20 protein-coding genes and 1 tRNA gene are annotated in these 18,982 nt (G+C 62.5%); 9 read left to right on the top strand and 12 right to left on the bottom strand.

Features of this window, described 5'->3' with window-relative positions; genetic code table 11:
• The first annotated feature begins 17 nt into the window (after positions 1 to 17).
• From AC07NV_RS20265 to AC07NV_RS20250, 4 genes are all read left to right on the top strand, one after another.
• Entirely contained in the window at positions 18 to 740 is a 723-nt protein-coding gene (locus AC07NV_RS20265; RefSeq protein ID WP_495168199.1) for an energy transducer TonB, read from the top strand.
• Between the two features lie 130 nt (positions 741 to 870).
• Positions 871 to 3,360, top strand: coding sequence for a TonB-dependent receptor (locus AC07NV_RS20260; RefSeq protein ID WP_495168198.1), 2,490 nt, complete (start codon positions 871 to 873; stop codon positions 3,358 to 3,360).
• Between the two features lie 6 nt (positions 3,361 to 3,366).
• Positions 3,367 to 4,134, top strand: a complete 768-nt coding sequence (locus AC07NV_RS20255) for a tetratricopeptide repeat protein (RefSeq protein WP_495168197.1) — start codon at positions 3,367 to 3,369, stop codon at positions 4,132 to 4,134.
• 69 nt (positions 4,135 to 4,203) lie between these two features.
• Positions 4,204 to 4,887 carry a Fe2+-dependent dioxygenase gene (locus tag AC07NV_RS20250; RefSeq protein ID WP_495168196.1) on the top strand — a complete coding sequence of 228 codons (684 nt, stop codon included), beginning with the start codon at positions 4,204 to 4,206 and terminating at the stop codon, positions 4,885 to 4,887.
• On the opposite strand, the gene AC07NV_RS20245 is transcribed toward AC07NV_RS20250, so the two are convergent.
• From AC07NV_RS20245 to AC07NV_RS20225, 5 genes are all read right to left on the bottom strand, one after another.
• Positions 4,884 to 5,816 (bottom strand): FAD:protein FMN transferase, encoded by a 933-nt coding sequence (locus AC07NV_RS20245; protein WP_495168195.1) that lies wholly within the window; start codon positions 5,814 to 5,816, stop codon positions 4,884 to 4,886. The genes AC07NV_RS20250 and AC07NV_RS20245 overlap by 4 nt on opposite strands.
• Positions 5,817 to 5,842: 26 nt before the next feature.
• Complete coding sequence (locus AC07NV_RS20240) at positions 5,843 to 6,676, bottom strand: DUF4198 domain-containing protein (protein WP_495168194.1); 834 nt, start codon at positions 6,674 to 6,676, stop codon at positions 5,843 to 5,845.
• A 19-nt stretch (positions 6,677 to 6,695) separates the two neighbouring features.
• A complete protein-coding gene (locus tag AC07NV_RS20235; protein WP_495168193.1) occupies positions 6,696 to 7,226 on the bottom strand; it encodes a DUF2271 domain-containing protein in 531 nt (176 codons plus the stop codon).
• Positions 7,227 to 7,236: 10 nt separating this feature from the next.
• Positions 7,237 to 7,881 carry a PepSY-associated TM helix domain-containing protein gene (locus tag AC07NV_RS20230; protein WP_495168192.1) on the bottom strand — a complete coding sequence of 215 codons (645 nt, stop codon included), beginning with the start codon at positions 7,879 to 7,881 and terminating at the stop codon, positions 7,237 to 7,239.
• Between the two features lie 141 nt (positions 7,882 to 8,022).
• Complete coding sequence (locus tag AC07NV_RS20225) at positions 8,023 to 8,787, bottom strand: AraC family transcriptional regulator (RefSeq protein WP_495168191.1); 765 nt, start codon at positions 8,785 to 8,787, stop codon at positions 8,023 to 8,025.
• A 96-nt stretch (positions 8,788 to 8,883) separates the two neighbouring features.
• On the opposite strand from AC07NV_RS20225, the gene AC07NV_RS20220 reads away from it, so the two are divergent.
• Positions 8,884 to 10,125, top strand: coding sequence for an MFS transporter (locus tag AC07NV_RS20220; RefSeq protein ID WP_495168190.1), 1,242 nt, complete (start codon positions 8,884 to 8,886; stop codon positions 10,123 to 10,125).
• Between the two features lie 389 nt (positions 10,126 to 10,514).
• On the opposite strand, the gene AC07NV_RS20215 is transcribed toward AC07NV_RS20220, so the two are convergent.
• A tRNA-Ser gene (locus tag AC07NV_RS20215) sits at positions 10,515 to 10,606 on the bottom strand.
• Between the two features lie 244 nt (positions 10,607 to 10,850).
• Between AC07NV_RS20215 and AC07NV_RS20210 the strand changes: the two genes are divergently transcribed.
• Positions 10,851 to 11,621 carry a DUF1134 domain-containing protein gene (locus AC07NV_RS20210; RefSeq protein WP_495168189.1) on the top strand — a complete coding sequence of 257 codons (771 nt, stop codon included), beginning with the start codon at positions 10,851 to 10,853 and terminating at the stop codon, positions 11,619 to 11,621.
• 162 nt (positions 11,622 to 11,783) lie between these two features.
• A complete protein-coding gene (locus tag AC07NV_RS20205; RefSeq protein ID WP_495168188.1) occupies positions 11,784 to 12,311 on the top strand; it encodes a DUF4386 family protein in 528 nt (175 codons plus the stop codon).
• On the opposite strand, the gene AC07NV_RS20200 is transcribed toward AC07NV_RS20205, so the two are convergent.
• Genes AC07NV_RS20200 through petA form a run of 4 tightly spaced genes read right to left on the bottom strand, consistent with a single transcriptional unit; the run spans position 12,308 to position 15,590 of the window.
• Entirely contained in the window at positions 12,308 to 12,862 is a 555-nt protein-coding gene (locus AC07NV_RS20200) for an adenine phosphoribosyltransferase (RefSeq protein WP_495168187.1), read from the bottom strand. The two genes, AC07NV_RS20205 and AC07NV_RS20200, sit on opposite strands and share 4 nt — an antisense overlap.
• A 23-nt stretch (positions 12,863 to 12,885) precedes the next feature.
• The gene (locus tag AC07NV_RS20195; protein ID WP_495168186.1) at positions 12,886 to 13,701 is read right to left on the bottom strand and encodes a cytochrome c1; all 816 of its coding nucleotides are present in this window, start codon (positions 13,699 to 13,701) and stop codon (positions 12,886 to 12,888) included.
• Between the two features lie 31 nt (positions 13,702 to 13,732).
• Positions 13,733 to 15,019: a cytochrome b gene (locus AC07NV_RS20190; protein ID WP_495168185.1), complete on the bottom strand. Its 1,287-nt coding sequence runs from the start codon at positions 15,017 to 15,019 to the stop codon at positions 13,733 to 13,735.
• Between the two features lie 13 nt (positions 15,020 to 15,032).
• The gene (gene petA, locus AC07NV_RS20185; RefSeq protein ID WP_166941599.1) at positions 15,033 to 15,590 is read right to left on the bottom strand and encodes a ubiquinol-cytochrome c reductase iron-sulfur subunit; all 558 of its coding nucleotides are present in this window, start codon (positions 15,588 to 15,590) and stop codon (positions 15,033 to 15,035) included.
• Between the two features lie 224 nt (positions 15,591 to 15,814).
• Between petA and AC07NV_RS20180 the strand changes: the two genes are divergently transcribed.
• The gene (locus AC07NV_RS20180; RefSeq protein ID WP_495168184.1) at positions 15,815 to 16,273 is read left to right on the top strand and encodes a tRNA (cytidine(34)-2'-O)-methyltransferase; all 459 of its coding nucleotides are present in this window, start codon (positions 15,815 to 15,817) and stop codon (positions 16,271 to 16,273) included.
• Entirely contained in the window at positions 16,270 to 17,130 is an 861-nt protein-coding gene (hemF, locus tag AC07NV_RS20175; RefSeq protein WP_495168183.1) for an oxygen-dependent coproporphyrinogen oxidase, read from the top strand. Before AC07NV_RS20180 ends, hemF begins: the two co-directional genes overlap by 4 nt.
• Before the next feature lie 57 nt (positions 17,131 to 17,187).
• Here hemF and AC07NV_RS20170 read toward each other — a convergent pair whose 3' ends face one another.
• Both AC07NV_RS20170 and AC07NV_RS20165 read right to left on the bottom strand, forming a co-directional pair.
• On the bottom strand, positions 17,188 to 18,060 hold the full coding sequence (locus AC07NV_RS20170) for a hypothetical protein (protein WP_495168182.1): 873 nt from the start codon (positions 18,058 to 18,060) through the stop codon (positions 17,188 to 17,190).
• Positions 18,061 to 18,168: 108 nt separating this feature from the next.
• Positions 18,169 to 18,915 (bottom strand): hypothetical protein, encoded by a 747-nt coding sequence (locus AC07NV_RS20165; RefSeq protein WP_495168181.1) that lies wholly within the window; start codon positions 18,913 to 18,915, stop codon positions 18,169 to 18,171.
• Positions 18,916 to 18,982: the final 67 nt, after the last annotated feature.

Here is an 18,982-nt window from a genome sequence, read left to right as displayed (position 1 = left end):
GGGCAAGAGGCGGCGCAATGACCTACACGGGGCAGATTTCGGTACGGCAGCGCGCCTTGTCGGGCGGCGGAGCGCTGATCGCGGTCGTTGCCGTGGGGGTCGGTCTGGCCAGCGGCCTCGATCTCTCGGTCGTGCGCAAGGCCGGCGAAGCCATTTCGGCGATCGCGATGCCCGCACCGCCGACGCCCGAGCGGGTCGTCCCTTCCAAGACTCCCAGCGAGAAGGCCGCAGGCAAGGCATCGGCGGCGAACAAGCATGCCAAGGCCGCGGCCATCACCGCGCCCGTGCCCAAGCTGCCACCCGTCGTTCCTCCTGTCGCGGCCGCGCCGCGTCCGGGGGCTGGACAAGACATGTCAGCCGGCGCCGCCCCCAATCCGGGTCCCGGATCGGGGGCGGGCGGCCGCGGTAACGGAACGGGTGCGGGCGGGACAGGCAATGGCACCGGCGGCGGCACCAAGGCCGCCTGGCGCAGCGGCGCGATCCGTGACCGTGACTATCCGCGGGAAGCGAGCCGGGCGAAGGCGGGCGGCGAGGTCGAAGTGCGCTTCACCATCGAGGCAACCGGGCGGGTCAGCGGATGCCGCGTGACCCGATCGAGCGGCGACGTATCGCTCGACCGGACGACCTGCACGCTGATCGAGGAGCGCTTCCGTTTCAAACCCGCGACCAATGCTGCGGGCGACGCGATTTCGAGCCAATATGGCTGGCGCCAGAGCTGGTGGCTCGAACGGCGTCGATAAGGCGATTTGCGCTTCACACGGAATCATGAAGGCAATTACGACAATATCGCGAACGATTCTCAATAACTGTTGACAGTGAGAACAACTCTCAATAGCGGCGCCCGTCGACCGAACAAAAAGGGGGTTTACCGTGAAATCATCGACGTCCGCTTCGTTTCTTGCGCTCTCCTGCGTCGGATTTATCGCGACCGCGCCTGCGATGGCAGCCGAAACCGGCGAAGATTCGTCCAGCGCGGATCAGGAGCGCGACACGATCGTCGTCAACGGCCAGCAGGTCCAGATCGACACCCCCAAGGCTGTCGCTCCGCTAATCGACACCCCGCGTTCGATCGTCGTCGTCGACAAGCAAGTGATCAAGGAAACCGGATCGGCAACACTGGTCGAAGCGCTGCGGACCGTCCCCGGAATCACGTTCGGCGCAGCCGAAGGCGGCAACCCGATCGGCGACCGCCCTTTCATCCGCGGTTTCGACAGCCAGGGAAGCACCTATCTCGACGGCGTCCGCGATATTGGCGCGCAGAGTCGCGAAGTGTTCGCAATCGAACAGATTCAGGTCGTCCGCGGGTCGGATTCGACCCTCGGCGGCCGCGGCAGCGCCGGCGGTTCGCTGAACATCGTTTCAAAGCTGCCCCGCAACGAGAACTTCGTCGGCGGTTCGGTCACGGTCGGAACCGACAATTACAAGCGCATCACCGGTGATGTGAACTATGTGATCGGCAACAATGTCGCGCTGCGCATCAACGGCATGTGGCACGATCAGGATGTCGCCGGACGCGATGCGATCTACCAGAAGCGTTGGGGCATCGCGCCGTCGCTGACCATCGGCGTCGACGGACCGACCAAGCTGACGGCGTCCTACTATCATCTCGACACCGATGAGCTGCCCGACAGCGGCATTCCCTATTTCTACACCATCGGCAACGCCCCGCTCGGCGACAAAGTCTATTCCGAACCGCTGATCGGCAAGGGCACAACGCGCGGTGGCACGACCGGAACGGTCGATCGCAACACCTTCTACGGCCTCGTCAACCGGGACTTCCGCGACAGCAAGACCGATCAGCTGACGCTTCGTTTCGACCATGATTTCGGCAACGGCATCAAAATCCGGAACACGTCGCGCTATAATTATTCGAACCAGGCCTATATTTTTACGCAGCCCGACGACCAGCAGGGCAATGTCTTCGGCAATGCGGCAGCATCGGCGCCCGCAAATATCACGGCGGGCGGCGGCTATGTGTGGCGCCGCGCCAACACGCGCTATGGCTATACCACCAGCATGACAAACCAGACCGACCTGTTCGGAAAATTCAACACAGGCGGGATCGAACACAGTTTTGCTACCGGCATCGAACTGTCTTCCGAAAAGGCGCGTCGCGGCAGCTTCAACGTCACAACCCGAAACTTCGCAACGCCCGTTGCGACGCCGCCGGTATCCGCGACGGCTTGCAACAATGTTCAGGTCGCCACCTTCAACTGCACCAGCCTGTTCAATCCGAATCCCAATGATTCGTGGGTCAATTATGTCGATGGCAATTACGCCGCCGTGGGCTCGATCACCAAGACGCTGCCAATTCAGGAAACACGCAACAATTCGACCACCAAGGCAGTGTATGCCTTCGACTCGATCACCCTCAGCGATGCGCTGATCCTGAATCTCGGCATCCGTTTCGACAGCTTCAAATCGACCGTCACCCCCGGTCAGGCAGCAACGACAACGAGCACATTTTCGCTCAGCCGAAAGGACGACATCGTTAATTATCAAGCCGGCATCATCTACAAGCCGGTGTCGAATATCAGCCTGTACGCATCCTATGCGACGTCGGCGACGCCCCCGAACAGCCTCGTTGGCGAAGGCCAGGAAGGCAACGGCCTCGGGACGACCAACACCCCTGCGGCGATTGACCTGCTGAACGCACTCAAGGTCGAAAAGACAAAGTCTTATGAACTGGGAGCCAAGGCCGATCTTTTCGGTTCGCGTCTGTCGCTGACCGCCGCAGCGTTCCAGACCGAGACGCAGAACGCCCGCGTAACCAGCGACGTCAACACCGTCCAGTTTATTGGCGAACGCCGGATCAAGGGCATCGAGCTTGGTTTCAATGGAACCATCATTCCCGGCTGGACCGTCTTTGGGGGCTATTCCTATCTGGATGCAGAGATTGTCGATGGCGGCTTTACCGCCCTCACCGCACCGGCCGTTGGCGCGCAAGCGGCCAAGGTTGTGCTCGTCCCGTCGGTCAACAATGGCAAACAGTTCCCGCAAACAGCGAAGAACAGCTTCACCATCTGGAGCAATGTCGAACCGGTGAAGGGACTGACCCTTGGCGGCGGCGCATTTTACACCAGCCGCGTCTTCGGCGGATATTCGGACAATCGCTCGGCCACCCAGAATGCCGCGGGCGTCGTGACTGTCAATCCGGCAACCAAAGTGATGTATCGCAGTATTCCGGGCTATTGGCGCTTCGATGCGCGGGTCGGCTATCAGATCAACGATCAGCTCGACCTGTCGGTCAACGTCAATAACCTGACCAACAAGGTCTATTTCAACCAGGCCTATACCGCTCACTATGCCAGCATCGCGCCGGGACGTTCTGCGATTGCGACGCTCAACTTCAAATACTAGACCCGCATGATGACGACGCTCGACATGGACCGGCTGAAAGCGATGAGCGCGGATGAAATATCCGCGCTGCTTTCCCCCGGCCATGCCGAGCGCCCCGTCGTGATCCGCCTCGCCGCCGAGGCGGGGTTCGCCGACGCACAGGCAGCCTTGGGCCAGATGCTACTCGACGGCGACGGCGTCGCGCGCGATCCGCAAAAGGCCATCGGCTGGTTCGGCAAGGCCGCCGAACAGGGTCATGCGATGGCGATCAACATGATCGGTCGCTGTTACGATCAAGGCTGGGGCGTCGATGTCGACAAGGCACGCGCCGCCGAATGGTTCCGGATCGCTGCCGGTATGGGGCTCGACTGGGCCCAGTATAATTATGCGACCCTCCTCGCGCTGGGCGAGGGCGTGCCCGAGGACAAGCCCGCCGCGCTGGCGCTGCTCCGGCAGGCGGCGGCGCAGAACAATGCCAAGGCCACCAACTTCGTCGGCAGTTTCTACGAAGATGGCTGGGTCGTCGATCGCGACATGGGTGTTGCCGCCGATCATTACCGCGCCGCCGCCGAGGGCGGCGATTTTCGCGGCCGTTTCAATCACGCGCGCATGCTCGTCGATGCCGGCGACATCGACGAGGCGTTACTCTGGCTGGCCCGCGTGGGCGAAACGGCTACTCCGGCATTTATGGACAAGGCGGCCGCGTGGCTCGCCGCGTCAGGCGACGAGCGCCTCCGGACCGAGGGCATCGCAGCATTGGACGCAGGACGACAGGCGGCGACAGCGCCGGTTTGATTGCATCTGCCGACTGTGGCAGCACATTGTCCTTTCCTTTGTCGAGCCTTTGCCCCGAGGTGATAACCCATGATGATTTCCATTCCCGATTTGCTCGATGCCGATGCCGTTGCGAACATCCGGAAAATCATCGATGCTGCAGAATGGATCGACGGCAACGCGACATCGGGTTCGCAGTCGGCACTGGTGAAAAAGAATGAGCAGCTTCCCGAAGGCTCGGTCGCGGCGCGTGAGGCAGGTGCGATCATCCTGAAGGCACTGGGTAATTCGCCCTTGTTCTTTGCTGCGGCGCTGCCGCTCAAAGTCTATCCGCCGCTCTTCAACCGATATGGCGAAGGACAGACATTCGGCACCCATGTCGACAACGCGATCAGAATTCAGCGCGGGTCGGACTTCCGGTTGCGCAGCGACCTGTCGATCACGGTCTTCCTGGAAGATCCCGACACCTATGACGGCGGTGTGCTGGTCGTGGAGGATCATTTCGGCACCCAGCAAGTCAGGCTGCCTGCGGGCCACGCGGTGGTCTATCCTTCGTCGAGCCTGCATCATGTGACGCCGGTGACGCGCGGGACGCGAGTGGCGTCCTTCTTCTGGCTTCAGTCGATGGTTCGCGACACCGAAGCGCGGCGGCTCCTCCTCGGCCTCGATCAATCGATCCAGCGCCTGACCGGCCAACTCGGGGGCACCGATCGCTCGGTGATCGAGCTTACGGGTACCTACCATAATCTCCTGCGCCGCTGGGCCGACAGCTAGTTCAGCATGTCGCGCCACGCGCGCGATAGATGCTCCCTGTCGCCCGCTATCACGCAAGCCGCGAGCCCCTCGGCATCGGCCAGCGTAATCGCATCCGCAGGCCCCAACACGGTGAGCGCGGTCGCCCAGCCGTCGGCTCTGATACAGTCGCGGTGAATCACCGTCACCGACGATACACCGCTAACGATCGGGCGACCGGTCGCGGGATCGAAGCTGTGCGAATAATGCTGCCCACCCGCACTGAAGCCACGACGATAATTGCCCGATGTGGCAACCGACAGGTCATGCAGCGCGATGCGCCAAACGGGGACCGACGACGTTGGCGGCATCTCGACATCGACCCACCATGGCTGTCCGTCGGGGCGGATCCCCTCGCCGCGCAGTTCGCCGCCCACTTCGAGCAGAAAATGCCGCACATCGTTTGCGAGCAGCCATTCGGCCGCGAGGTCGACGCCATAGCCTTTGGCGATCCCCGACAGATCGAGTGCAGCGCCCTCGCTGCGCCGGATGCGCCGCGTCGCCGCGTCGCACTCGATCGTCCGGCTTACGATGGCGTCAGCTATTTCAGATATATGCCGGACGGGGCCCATGCCGCCGAAGCCCCATGCTTCGGTCAGCCGGCCAAGTCCCGGATCGAAAGCACCGCCGCTCGCACGCGCGATTTCGAGCGCGACCTCCACCACCTGCGCGAATTCGCCCGGCACGTCATGCCAGACGCCGGGTGCCGACCGGTTGAGGCGCGAGAGATCCGAATCCGCTTCCCACTGGCTCATCTGCGCCACGACCAGATCGAGCGACGCCTGAACGCCGTGCACGACCGCCACGCGCGGCGCGGTCGCCTGCAACGTCCAGCCGGTCCCCATGCTTTCGCCGGAGAAGGATTCGATCGTCGCCCCCGGGTCGCGCCCGGCGAAAGCGGCGGGCGTCAACGCACGGGGGATCAGGACGCGGTCGGTCAGGGCGCGAGCACTTCCAGCGTCGTGACATAGCTCGCACGGCGCTGCGGTGTTGCGGGCTCGGGCGCGCCTTCTGCGCGTTCGGTTTGCGGTGTCGTCACATTCAGCCAGTACATGCCGGGCTCGGGCCACTTGATCTCGACCTTGCCGTCAGCACCGGTCTTGAGGTCGACCTGCCCCAGCTGGTCGCGATAGCGGATGCCGCCGGGGATCACCGTGACCGGCAGGCCTGCCGCCGGCTTGCCGTCGAGCAGGAACTGGAAGGTCGCGGCTTCACCCGAAATCAGATCGTTCGGATGGGTGACCGGAACCAGCTCGATCCCCTTGCCGGTGGGCTTGAACAGCGTGTTCGTCGGTTCGCCGACGGTCACGAAAATCTCGTTGCGGTTGTTCGATTCGGCCGTCTTCACGTTGGTCGCGCCTGCAGGGATGCGCTCGGCGAGATTGGCCGTCGTCGTGCCGCGCGGCAGACGCTCGGTCTTGCCGCCGAGGTCATAGCTGCCCATCACGCCATCGGACACCGACGCGATCCGCCACGTGCCCTTCTGCGTCAGATGGACGTCGAAGGTGCTGCGATAGCGTCCGGTCGCGTTGTTCTCGATCATGGCTTCGGTGCCATCGGGTGCCCATGCCTTCAATGCGTCGAGACGCATCGGCTGATGCTCGAAATAGAAAAGGTCGTTCGACACCGCCGCGTCGACGGTGACCCATACATCGTCTCCCGACAGCACCGTCGACGATGGCAGCATCCACTGACGATGCGCCGAAGCCGGAACAGAGACCAGCGCCGCAAGCGCAGCCGTCGCGGCGAAACCCCAAATTCGCTTTTTCATAGTCCTGTCCTTTTCAAGCTCAGCGGAAGGCGACCGAAACGGCCCCCAGTTCAGTCGTTCCGGCAGCGCGGCCGCCTGCCCCGGCCTTCGCAGGCCAGGTAAACGGAATACGCAGAAGTTCACGGCCGCCGACCTCGCGCGCCGCCTCGATCACCAGCGTGTACTGACCGGGCGCCGCCGCGCCGAGCTGCGCGCGTGAGAAGGAAACCTTGTGCGCGCCGGGCGCGCGGGTCGCACCGGTGATGCCGTTGGCGGGGAAGGTCATCGAGCGGCCCGCCGCGCGCCACCACTGGCGCACGTCGCGAAGCCACTTGGTGCCTTCGTTCGCCTTCATGTCATAGTCGTACCAGACTGCAACGGTCTTTGCCGTGCCGCCCGCCTTCTCGACCCAGATCGCGACATAGGGTTTGTGATATTCGGCGACCTTCAGCCGCGGAATGTTGATCGTCACGTCCATCGTGCCGGGATCCGCAGCGATTGCGGGCGCAGCGAGCACCGCGCCAAGGCCGATTGTGCCGCCGAGGATGCGCGCAGGGGTGGAAAGCTGCATGATGGTCTCCCTAATGAATGAAGATGACGGCGATGGCAGCGGGAATCGCGAGCCCCATGCCGACGAGTGGCCAGGTGCTCTTGCGCTTCGCGGAGTGAAGCTGGAGCAGGAACAGGCCGGTGATCGCGAAGACAAGGCAGGCGAAGGAGAAGATGTCGATAAACAGGCTCCATTCGCCGCCCGAATTGCGCCCTTTGTGGAGATCGTTGAGATAGGAAATCCAGCCACGGCTGGTGACCTCGCTCGACGCCGCTCCGGTTGCGAGATCGATCGCGACCCACGCATCGCCGCCCGGACGCGGCGCGGGAAGATAGACTTCGTCTGCCGACCATTCGGCATCGGCCGACGCCTTGACCGGAAAACTCTCCTCGACCCAGTCAGCCACGGCGCGCGGCAGCGGTGCCTTTTCAGCGGGCGGCGCAGCCTTTTTGAGACTCGCGAGCAGCGCGGACGGCATTTGCGCCGACTTTTGGGTGACGGCAGGCGAGCCTTCGATGTCGGCGGCATGGTTGAGCGTGAAGCCGGTGATCGCGAACAACAGCAGCCCGATCAGGCTGACGGCCGAACTCATCCAGTGCCACATGTGGAGCTGCTTCAGCCAAAAGGCTTTCCGGCTCTTCTTGGTCGCCGGTCGCGAGGGAATTGGTGCATGCATAGGAAAATTCTGAAAAGGAAAGGTCGACGGGCATTATCGAGAACGATTCGCAATTACAATATCATTCTGGCATTGCTGCTGGAGGAATAACACCGTGCCAAGGTGGTCCATTGCCACCAGCCACCCTCGATCTCGAGCATATCACGGCAACCGATAGCGGCTCGGCGGAACGCCAAGTACGCGCTTGAACATCGTCGAAAAATTGCCTGGGCCGTCATAGCCGAGATCATAGGCGATCGACGTCACCGGCTCTCCCGCCGCGAGTTTTGGAAGCGCGACCGACAGGCAGGCCTGCTGACGCCATTCAGCAAAGCTCATCGCCGTTTCGCGCCGGAAAAGCCGGGTGAAACTGCGGCGATTAATCCCCATGGCATTCGCCCACTCGTCAATCGTCGCGGCAGCATCGGGCCGTTCGAGAAACGCGTGACATCGCTTGGCGAGCACAGGATGCGACGGGAAAGGAACCGCTAGCGGGATCAGCGGCGCAATGTCGATTTCCGCCATCAGCAGATGCATGACCAGGCCGTCGCGGCCGGTGACATCATATTCGGGCAGCACATGGGCTGCGGCAGAAAGCAGCTGGCGAAGTAACGGCGACACACCGACGACCTGACACTCGGCTGCAAGCACGCGACATTCGCCCGGTTCAACGAGAACGCTGCGGGTCTGCACCGCACCCACCATGCGCACCGAATGCGGCGTGCCGCCGGGAATCCAGACGGCACGCTCGGGCGGCGCGACCCACGCGCCCGTTGGCGTGCTTACCGCCATCACGCCGGTCGCAGCATAGAGAAACTGACTGCGGCGGTGCCGATGCTCGGCCAGTTCGAACGAGTCGGGATAGTCGTGACCGATCGCAACGAGCGGCCGGGCCACATGATCATTCTCGTCGGGATAAAATTCCATGATGTCCCAATCGCAGAAATGATTGGCTCATACAACAAAGCGGGAAAAATGGGCCCCTGCTAGAGGCCTGCTTCCAGAAAACCGAAAGCCCCTGCAATGACCGATGCCACCGCCAGCCTGACCGCCTCCCCCGACATCCTTCCTCCCGCCGCGCCGCGCCAGGATGGACCGAAGCTTGTGGTGCAGATTGTTGGCGCCGTCGCGTTCGCGCATCTTCTGAACGATCTGATCCAGGCCGTGCTTCCCGCCATCTATCCGATGCTCAAGGAGAAATATCATCTAAGCTTCGGCCAGATCGGCTGGATCGCCCTCATCTACCAAGTCACGGCCTCGCTGCTCCAGCCGTGGGTCGGCCTCTATACCGACAAGCGCCCCCTGCCCTATCTGTTACCGCTGGGCATGATCGTCACGCTGGCGGGCGTCGGCGGGCTGGCGATGGCGGACAGCTATGCGGCCCTGATCCTTGCATCCGCCGTCATCGGAGTCGGATCGGCGACCTTCCACCCGGAGGCCTCGCGCGTCGCGCGGATGGCGTCGGGCGGTCGCTTCGGAACAGCCCAGTCGGCGTTTCAGGTCGGCGGGAACACGGGCTCGGCTCTCGGACCCATCATCGCGTCGGCAATCATTTTGCCGTTCGGACAGACGGCGGTCGGCTGGCTCGCTTTCGTCGCTATCGCGGCGATCTGGGTGCTCTTCGGCGTCACCCGCTGGCGGGTGCGGCAAAGCCGTGCGCAGGCCAGCGCCCCGGCGGCCTCGCAGATTTCGCAGTACAGCCGCCGCGAAATCATTCGCGCGCTTTCGGCGATCGGCGTCCTCATGTTCGCAAAATTCATCTACATCGGCGCCTTCACCAACTATTTCACCTTTTACCTCATCGAACGCTTCGACCTGACTGCGCGCGAGTCCCAATTCTATCTCTTCTGCTTCCTCGCCGCGATCGCGGTCGGAACCTTCGCCGGCGGCCCCGTCGGCGATCGCATCGGCCGGAAAGCCGTGATCTGGGCATCCTTTCTGGGCGTCGCGCCGTTCGCCATGATCCTGCCTCACGCCAATCTTTTCTGGACGACGATCTTCGCCATCTCGATCGGCCTGATCATGTCGTCGGCATTCGCCGCACTCGTTGTCTATGCTCAGGAGCTCGTCCCGGGCCGCGTCGGACTGGTGTCAGGGCTGATGTTCGGCCTGATGTTCGGGATCAGCGGGATCGGCGCCGCCGGGCTAGGGCAGCTTGCGGACATTTACGGCATCGTCTGGGTGTACAAGCTCTGTGCCTATCTGCCCCTCCTCGGCCTCGCGACTATCTTGCTACCGCATTCCGAAGAGCATCGGCGAAGCTAGGCGCTTATCGCGAACTACAGTGGGGCGGCCGGCGCTTGGCGAACGGGTTGGGCTAGAATCATCCGGACGCCCCCGGACCGCGCCGTCGCTCGCCGGCGAGTGACGCCCCGGTTCACAAATTCCGGCTTTCGACCGCCATCAAAGCCGTGCAGCAATGCGATCATCGCCTCGTCGAGCCGTATCGATGCTATCCCGCTGGCTATCGCTTCGCCGAAGAGCGTCGCTGCACGGCGGCCGTAAGGCGCGAAGAGCCCGTTCATTCCCCCTTTTGTGCAAGACCCTTGTCCACACATGCCAATTTCAGGATTGGCTCGCTGGGGCTCCATGGGGAGCCGAGGCAGCCCCGAGCCCCCGCTTTCCCGGGAGGGTGGGTCAGCTCGAAAAGGCTGTGGCGGAGACGGAGGGATTCGAACCCTCGGTGCCGCATTCACAGCACGACGGTTTAGCAAACCGTTGGTTTCAGCCACTCACCCACGTCTCCGCATGGCCTGTCGCGCTAACAACAGTCTGGCCTAGGCGGGTCGCTATAGCCATGCACTTCGCACCTCGCAACGCCAAAGATTGCTCATTTTTCACGTCGCGACGGGCATTTCGCCGTGCGGATGATTCGGCCTGGCGCAAATTCGACTCGGGTCATCGCCCGTTCATTGCCCGGGCGCGAAAGCGAGTCATGATTAATGCAGGTTTCGCCGTACAGGCGTCATTCGATTCATTAGGGGTCAGATATGCGAAAGACGTTCACCAGCCTTGCCTTTGCGGCTGCGGCATCGCTCGGCCTCATGCTGTCGCCATTGCCGGCGGCGGCACAGATGCGCGAAGTCGATCCCAATACGGCGCTGGACTCCGATCTCGACAATCCCGCCCCCACTCCGCCGCCGGTGAGCAACTCCACGACGGGCACCTCCTATGACAGCGATCTCGCCACCGGAGACCAGCAGACAAGCGAAACGCCCATCGATAGCCCGGCAACCAACGGCGACGTTTCGGCAACGACGGTGGCTGCAGAGCCCGGATCGACCTTCAAAAAGGACGATCTGATCGGCGCAGCCGAGGGGGTGTTCGGCAAGGGCGCGCAGGGCCTCGCCGGCCTGATCGAGGACATCCTGAAGAAGCAGGGCGAACCCAACGCCTATATTGTCGGCCGTGAAGCCGGCGGCGCGCTGGTTCTTGGCGTGCGGTACGGCTCGGGCACGCTCCATCACAAGATCGAGGGCGAACTGCCCGCTTACTGGACCGGGCCTTCGGTCGGCTTCGACGCGGGCGCTAACGCGGGCAACACCTTCGTTCTGGTGTACAATCTTTTCGACAGCGAGGATCTCTACAAGCGCTATCCCGCGGGCGAAGGCGCGGCCTATCTGATCGGCGGCTTCAACGCGAGCTATCTGCGGCGCGGCGATGTGGTGCTAATCCCGATCCGCGTCGGCGTCGGCGCGCGGCTCGGCGCGAACGTGGGCTATATGAAGTTCCGCAAGAAGCAGAATTGGGTGCCCTTCTGAAAACAACCCGTTTGCCACGGGGGCGATAGCCCGCGCTTCGGCGCGGGCTTTTTCTTTGTCCGCGATCGTCCGTGCCCGGGCTCACATTCGTCCCATTTGCGGGCCCCGCGCTCTTTCTATATGATCAGAGCCATCGACTGTCAGCCTGAGGGGGGGTGACATATGGCCTTCATAACAAGCGCACGGATCGCGGGCTTCGCGTTCCTTTTCTATATCGCGGCGGGGATCGGAGGCATGGCGCTGGCCCGGGTACCGCATGCCACCGAGACAATCGGCCTGTTCACCGCTTTGTCGGCTGTGGTTCTGGGCGTCACCCTCTATGTCCTGACGCGCGATGCCGGGCGTGACCTCGCCCTGCTTGGCCTTGCCTGCCGCATCGTCGAAGCGGCCCCCGGCGACGGCAGCTTTTTCTTCGCGGTGGCGAGCACCGCCTTCGCCTGGCTGTTTCTGCGGGGGCAGATGATTCCTGCCACGCTCGCATGGCTCGGCGTCATCGCATCGGCCCTGCTGATAATCCTCATCCCGCTTCAGCAGTTCGGGCTTTTTGGTGGCCCGATGAACTGGTCATCGGCGGCTACCTGGATCGCATGGCTGCCGATGCTGCTCTATGAAGTCGGTCTGGGACTGTGGTTGCTGATCAAGGGGGCCAAGCCACCGATCCGGGTCATCGCCGGAAACCGCGACGACTAGTCGCCATCGAAGGCGATCAGCGTCTCGCATAGAAGCCCCGCAGCTTCCAGCCGCTGCGACCCGCCGAGGTCGGGCAGGTCGATCACGAACAGCGCCGCCGCCACCTCTGCCCCCACGTTCCGCATCAGCGCCGCGGTCGCGAGGATCGTGCCGCCGGTTGCGAGTAGGTCGTCGACAAGGACGACACGGTGCCCGGGCAGAACGGCACCTTCGTGCAGTTCGAGCCGGTCGACGCCATATTCGAGTTCATAGTCGACGCCAATGGTGACGCCGGGGAGCTTGCCCGCCTTGCGCACCGGCACAAGGCCGAGCCCCATTGCGGTCGCCATCGCAGCGCCAAACAAGAAACCGCGCGCCTCGACCGCGACGATGAAGTCGGGCCGGTGAACGGCGGCGAGCGCACTCAACCGGCGCACACTTTCTACGAAGCCGGCGGCATCGCCGATCAGCGTGGTGATGTCGCGGAACTGGATGCCCGGCTTGGGAAAGTCCGGGATGGTGCGGACAAGCGACGCAAGGTCGAGGTCCGGCCGAGGCGGGAGGGCGATCATGTTGGCCGCCCTCCCCTATGTCCTCAATGCTTCTTGTCGGCCCAGATGTTCCGGTACGACAGGTAGGTCAGCACGGTGAAGATCAGCAGGAAGAAGAACACTGCATAACCCACCTGAATGCGCTTGATCAGCTTCGGCTCGGCGGTCCAGACGAGGAACGCCGTGACGTCCTTGGCCATCTGGTCGACCGTCGCCTTGGTGCCATCGGCATAGGTGACCTGTCCGGGATTCAGCGGGGGCGCCATCGCGAGGTTGAGGTTCGCGAAATAGGGGTTGTAGTGTAGGCCCGTGCCCGGCTTCAATTCGGCCGGCAGGTTCTTCGGCGGATTCTGGAACCCGGTCAGAAGCGAATAGACATAGTCCTTGCCGCCTTCACGTGCCTTGGTGATCAGCGACAGATCTGGCGGCAGCGCGTTGTTGTTCGCGGCGCGGGCAGCGGTTTCATTCGCATAAGGCGACGGGAAATAATCCGACGGCAGCCCCGTCCGCGTTGCCGGCTCGCCCGTATCCGGGTTGATCGACGGGATGTTGTCGTAGCTCTTGGCAAAGCTCTTCACCTGACCTTCGGTGTAACCGAGGTCACCAATGTCGCGGAAGGCGACGAGGTGCAGGCTGTGACAGGCCGAGCAGACTTCCTTGTACACCTGCATCCCGCGCTGCAACTGAGCCTTGTCCCAATGCGGCAGCACGATGCCGTCGCTGGCAAGCTTCAGATGCTTGGGATGCTTGTGAAACTCGTGCGCGACATTGACTTCATTGCTGAGCGGCGTCGTGAAAATCGCGAGCACCAGCGCGGCAATGAAACCGAGGCCGACGAGAAAACCGAGCGGACGAACCATGGCTGTATCAGCTCCTATTAAAGTCCGGCGCTCAGGCCGTTGCCGAAGCCGACGAGGTGTCGGTGGCATGTTTGGCGAGGACCGCTTCGGTAATCGAATTCGGCATCGGCAGCGGACGTTCGATCCGCGAGACGATGGGCAGGATCACCAGGAAGTGGGCGAAGTAATAGATGGCGCCAAGCTGGCTGAGGATCACCCACGGCTGTTCCGCCGGCTGCATGCCGCACCAGCCAAGCAGGAGCACGTCGACGACGAGGATCCAGAAGAAGATCCGGTACAGCGGGCGATAGTTCGACGACTTGACCGGCGAGCTGTCCAGCCAGGGCAGGAAGAACAGCAGCGCGATCGAACCGAACATCGCGATGACGCCCCACAGCTTCGCATCGATCCACAGGAAGTTAAAGGTAAACGCCTTCAGGATCGCGTAGAAGGGCAGGAAATACCATTCGGGCACGATGTGCGCCGGCGTCGACAGCGAGTTGGCGGGAATATAGTTGTCGGCGTGGCCGAGAGCGTTCGGGCTGAAGAAAGTCAGCGCGACGAAGATCAGCAGGAAGACGCCGACGCCGACGCCGTCCTTCGCGGTGTAATAGGGGTGGAACGGGACGGTGTCCTGCTCGTCCTTGACCTCGATGCCCGTCGGGTTCGACGAACCCGGGATGTGCAGCGCCCAGATGTGCAGGATGATGACACCCAGGATCACGAACGGCAGCAGATAGTGCAGCGAGAAGAAGCGGTTGAGCGTCGCATTATCGGGGACGAAGCCGCCGAGCAACCATTCGCGCACCGGTTCGCCGACGAGCGGTATTGCCGAGAAGAAGCCGGTAATCACCTGCGCACCCCAGAAGCTCATCTGGCCCCACGGCAGCACATAGCCCATGAAGGCGGTCGCCATCATCAGGAGGAAGATCACGACACCAAGCAACCACACCATTTCGCGCGGCGCCTTGTACGAACCGTAATAGAGGCCGCGGAAGATGTGCAGATAGACGACGATGAAGAACATGCTCGCGCCGTTCATATGCGCATAGCGAATGAACCAGCCGGCGTTCACGTCGCGCATGATATGCTCGACCGAATTGAACGCAACACCTGCGTTGGCCGCATAATGCATCGCCAGAACGATACCGGTGATGATCTGGATCATCAGCGCGGCGCCGGCGAGAACGCCGAAGTTCCAGAAATAGTTGAGATTGCGCGGAACCGGATAACCGGGACCCGTGGCATTATAGACCAGCCGCGGGATCGGCAATTTCTCGTCCATCCACTTCATAAGCGGATGCTGCGGCTCATAGGGTTTGGCCCAGGGAAAGCTCATCTTATCTTGCTCCTCAGCCGATCGTCACGACGGTATCGCTGGTGAATTCATAGGGCGGCACGACCAGATTCTTGGGTGCCGGGCCCTTACGGATGCGCGCCGCGGTGTCGTAGTGCGAACCGTGGCACGGGCAGAAATATCCACCGAAATCGCCGCGGTTTTCGCCTTCGGCGGCGCCGAGCGGCACGCAACCCAGATGGGTGCAGACGCCCAGCGTAATCAGCCAGTTTTCCTTACCGGGCTTGGTACGCTCGTCGATCGTCTGCGGGTCGCGCAGGTCGCCCAGCGGCACGGCCTTGGCTTCGGCGATTTCCTTGGCAACGAGATTGCGCACGAACACCGGCTGCTTGCGCCAGCTGGTCTTGATCGCCTGACCGGGCTGGATCGCCGAAATGTCGATTTCGGTCGACGACAACGCGAGGACATCGGCCGACGGGTTCATCTGGTTGACCAGTGGCAACACCACGGCGACCGCACCGACACCAGCGAAACTCACTGCCGCGATATTGATGAAATCCCGGCGCCGCACGCCATCTTCGATGCCGGCGTTGAGTTCAGATTCACTGGCCATTCGACTGCCCTTGCATGGGTGAACTAGAAAAAGTTCTCGAAAGGAATGACCCGCCCTATTGCGCACGCACGAAACGGCACAACCCGGCGGCCCCTCCGGGAATTGCGGGCCTGATAGCCGCACAGTCCGGGCTTGCCAACAGGCAATTTCCGCTTGTCGCGCTCGACCGCGATACGGAAGCAAAGCCTCTCGATTCATCGGGCGGCCGCAGCTATGGGCTTCTCATGGAAATCGCCCTGTTTCAGCCGGATATCGCAGGCAATGTGGGCACGACCCTGCGCACGGCCGCTTGTTTCGGTGTGCCCGCGCACATCATCGAGCCGTGCGGATTTCCGTTTTCCGACGGTGCACTGAAACGCGCGGGTATGGACTATGCGACGCGCGCAAATGTGCGCCGCCATGCCGACTGGAGCGGCTTTCATATATGGAGCGCCGACGCCGGGCGCCGGCTTGTGCTGCTGACGACGGCGGGCGCGACTCCCCTGCCCGACTTCGCTTTCGAACCCGGCGACATCTTGTTGCTCGGCGCCGAATCCTCGGGCGTGCCGGCTTATGTTCACGACGCAGCGACCGCGCGCGTCGCGATTCCGATGCGGGAGGGCTTTCGCTCCTTGAATGTCGCGGTCGCGGCTGGCATCGCGCTCGCCGAAGCGCTCAGGCAAACGAAAGGCTTTCCGGCATGATCTCGCTCGACCCGCAGCAACAGACGGCACGCGACTGGTTCGAATCGCTTCGAACGCGCATTTGCGCCGAATTCGAAGCGATCGAGGCAGAAGCAGGCAGCGACGCGCGCTTTTCATACACGCCGTGGGACCGCGAAGCCGAGGGGCTGGAGCCGGGCGAAGGCGGCGGCGGCGTTCGCGGCGTGATGACGGGCAAGGTCTTCGAAAAGGTCGGCGTCAACGTCTCGACCGTCGCCGGGCAGTTCGCGCCGGATTTCGCCGGCTCGATCCATGGCGCGGGTGAGGACCCGAGTTTTTTCGCCACCGGAATCAGCCTGGTTGCGCATATGGCGAACCCGCACGTCCCGGCGGTGCACATGAACACGCGCTTCCTCGCAACGACCAAGCGCTGGTTCGGCGGCGGCGCCGACCTCAACCCCCCGATCGAATATCCCGAAGACACCGACGCCTTTCACGCGCGACTGCGCGCCGCTTGCACGCCATTCGGTCCCGACGTCTATGAACGCTATGCGAAGTGGGCCGAGGATTATTTCTACATTCCCCATCGCGGCGTCCATCGCGGCGTTGGCGGCATCTTCTATGACCATCTCGAATGCGGCGACGATGCCGAGTTCGACCGCAATTTTCAGCTGACGCAGGCCGTCGGCGACGCATTTCTCGACATTTTCCCGCAGATCGTGCGCCGCCGAATGGGCCTGCCCTTCACCGAAGCCGAGCGCGAGGCACAGCTGATCTGGCGCGGACGTTATGCCGAATTCAACCTCGTCTACGATCGCGGAACCCTGTTCGGGCTCAAGACCGGCGGCAATATCGACGCGATCCTGATGAGCTTGCCACCGCTCGCGAAATGGAGCTGACGCAAAAAGGGCGCCCCGTTGCCGGCGGCGCCCTCTTCATATAGCGCTAACGATCGATCAGGCGAACACGTCACCCGAAGCACGCGGCGCAAGCGCGCGATAGACGCCGATCGGCATCGAAAATGAAATCATGATGATCGGCAGATAGACGATCGCGGCCATGACGATCATCGTCAGGATCGCGCCGACGACCGAGCCGCCCGCAATCGCGCCCAATATGCCGCCGAAAATCATGCCCGCGATCAGCGCATAGATGAAGATGCCGATCGTGAAGAGCAGATAAAAACCGACGATCGTCCACTGCGACGCCCCCGTCAGCCGCCATGATTCGGTCAGGCCCGTCATCGGGTTGCGCGTCAGGCGATCGGCCATCACCGGGCCCGCAACGAGGAAACGTCCCTGCACCCAGAGCAGGAAGACGATGACGGCTATATACAAGACGACGATCAGGAAGATCGCGCCGCCGCCGACGGCACCCGATTCCAGCGCAGCCGGGGACAGTGCGCCCATCCCGCCAAACGCCGCGCCGAAAACCAGCGTCAGGATGAACATCACGATGAACATCAGGATATAGGCAGCGATCATGACCACGAGCATACCGAACGCCAGAGCCGGCCCGGCCTGAAACGCCCATGCAAAATTGGGCGCTTCGCCGGGATGCAGGCCGCCGCGCCAGATCAGCATCGATACGCCATAAAAGATGATCGCGGCGATCAGGGCGAACAAGGCAATCTTGCTGAAAGCGCCCAGAATGAGGGACGGGTCGTTGGGTGCCATCGCCATTGCCGAAAATGTCGACCCGAGAAACAGATAGCCGAGCAATCCGACGACGACCAAGGCGCCGCCGACCCAGATCAGCATCTGCATCCAATTGGCCTTCAGAAACGCAAAGGTTTCCGAGAAAGCCGCTCCAATACTCATCTTTGTCATGTCACTTTCCCCTGCTTTTGAACGGCATGCATTCCTTATTCGAAGGGGCAGACCAATCCGGTGCTTGCCCCGGTTGCGACACATTGACTCTTATAGTTATGATACCCGTCACTTGAACACATCAGACGACGTCCGCAGCGCAAGCTGACGATAGGCCGCCGCCGCTACCGCAATCGACACCAGACCGCCGATCGCGCCGAACGCGGCTTCGATAAAGCCGCCCAGCATCCGACCCACCCCGGGTCCGCTTCCGGCGATGACCGAGACGACCCCGCCGACGATCAGCCCCGCGATGACAATCACCAGCCCGACCAGGAACAGGAAAAAGAAGATCGCCCATCCATTGTTGCGGGTGAGATCCCAGCTCGTCCGGATCGCTTCGAGCGGATTGTACACCCCGCGATCGGCAACCACCGGTGCAACGAGCGCGAGCCGGCCAATCAGATAGATACCGGGAAGGATCAGCAGAATCGCGCCAAAGCCGATCGCAAACCCGCACAGGATCTGGATCGCCAGCATCGTGGGGAAAACCATGAGGGCGAAGGTCAGCGCTTCGCCAACGCTGGTGCCGGTACGCGACAACCAGAGCCGCAGAATGCCCGCGGTTCCGACAAGCGCACAGAGTCCGACGGCAATCTGGCCAGGGATCATCTGCCGGAAGCTTTCTCGCGTGCTCTCCATGATCTGGTTGAAATCGGCATTGGCCGGGGGCTCGATCGGAACCGGCCCAAACCATGCAACGGCAAGCGCGGGCAGAAAGAGGAAAACGCCCGCGATCGTTACAACCAGCGCAGTGTGCGACTTCAAAAGCTGCTGGGTGTCGTCCCACGCCGCACCCATGTCGAATTTTACCATTGATACCCCGTCATTTTTTCGATTTTCCGGTCGCCGCGAAGGTGACGATCTTCGGCCCTCCTGTCCA

The sequence above is a fragment of the Sphingopyxis sp. GW821-FHT10B01 genome (assembly GCF_059415685.1).
The sequence above is the reverse complement of the archived record's forward strand: the minus strand, read 5'-3'. Positions and strand labels throughout refer to the sequence as shown.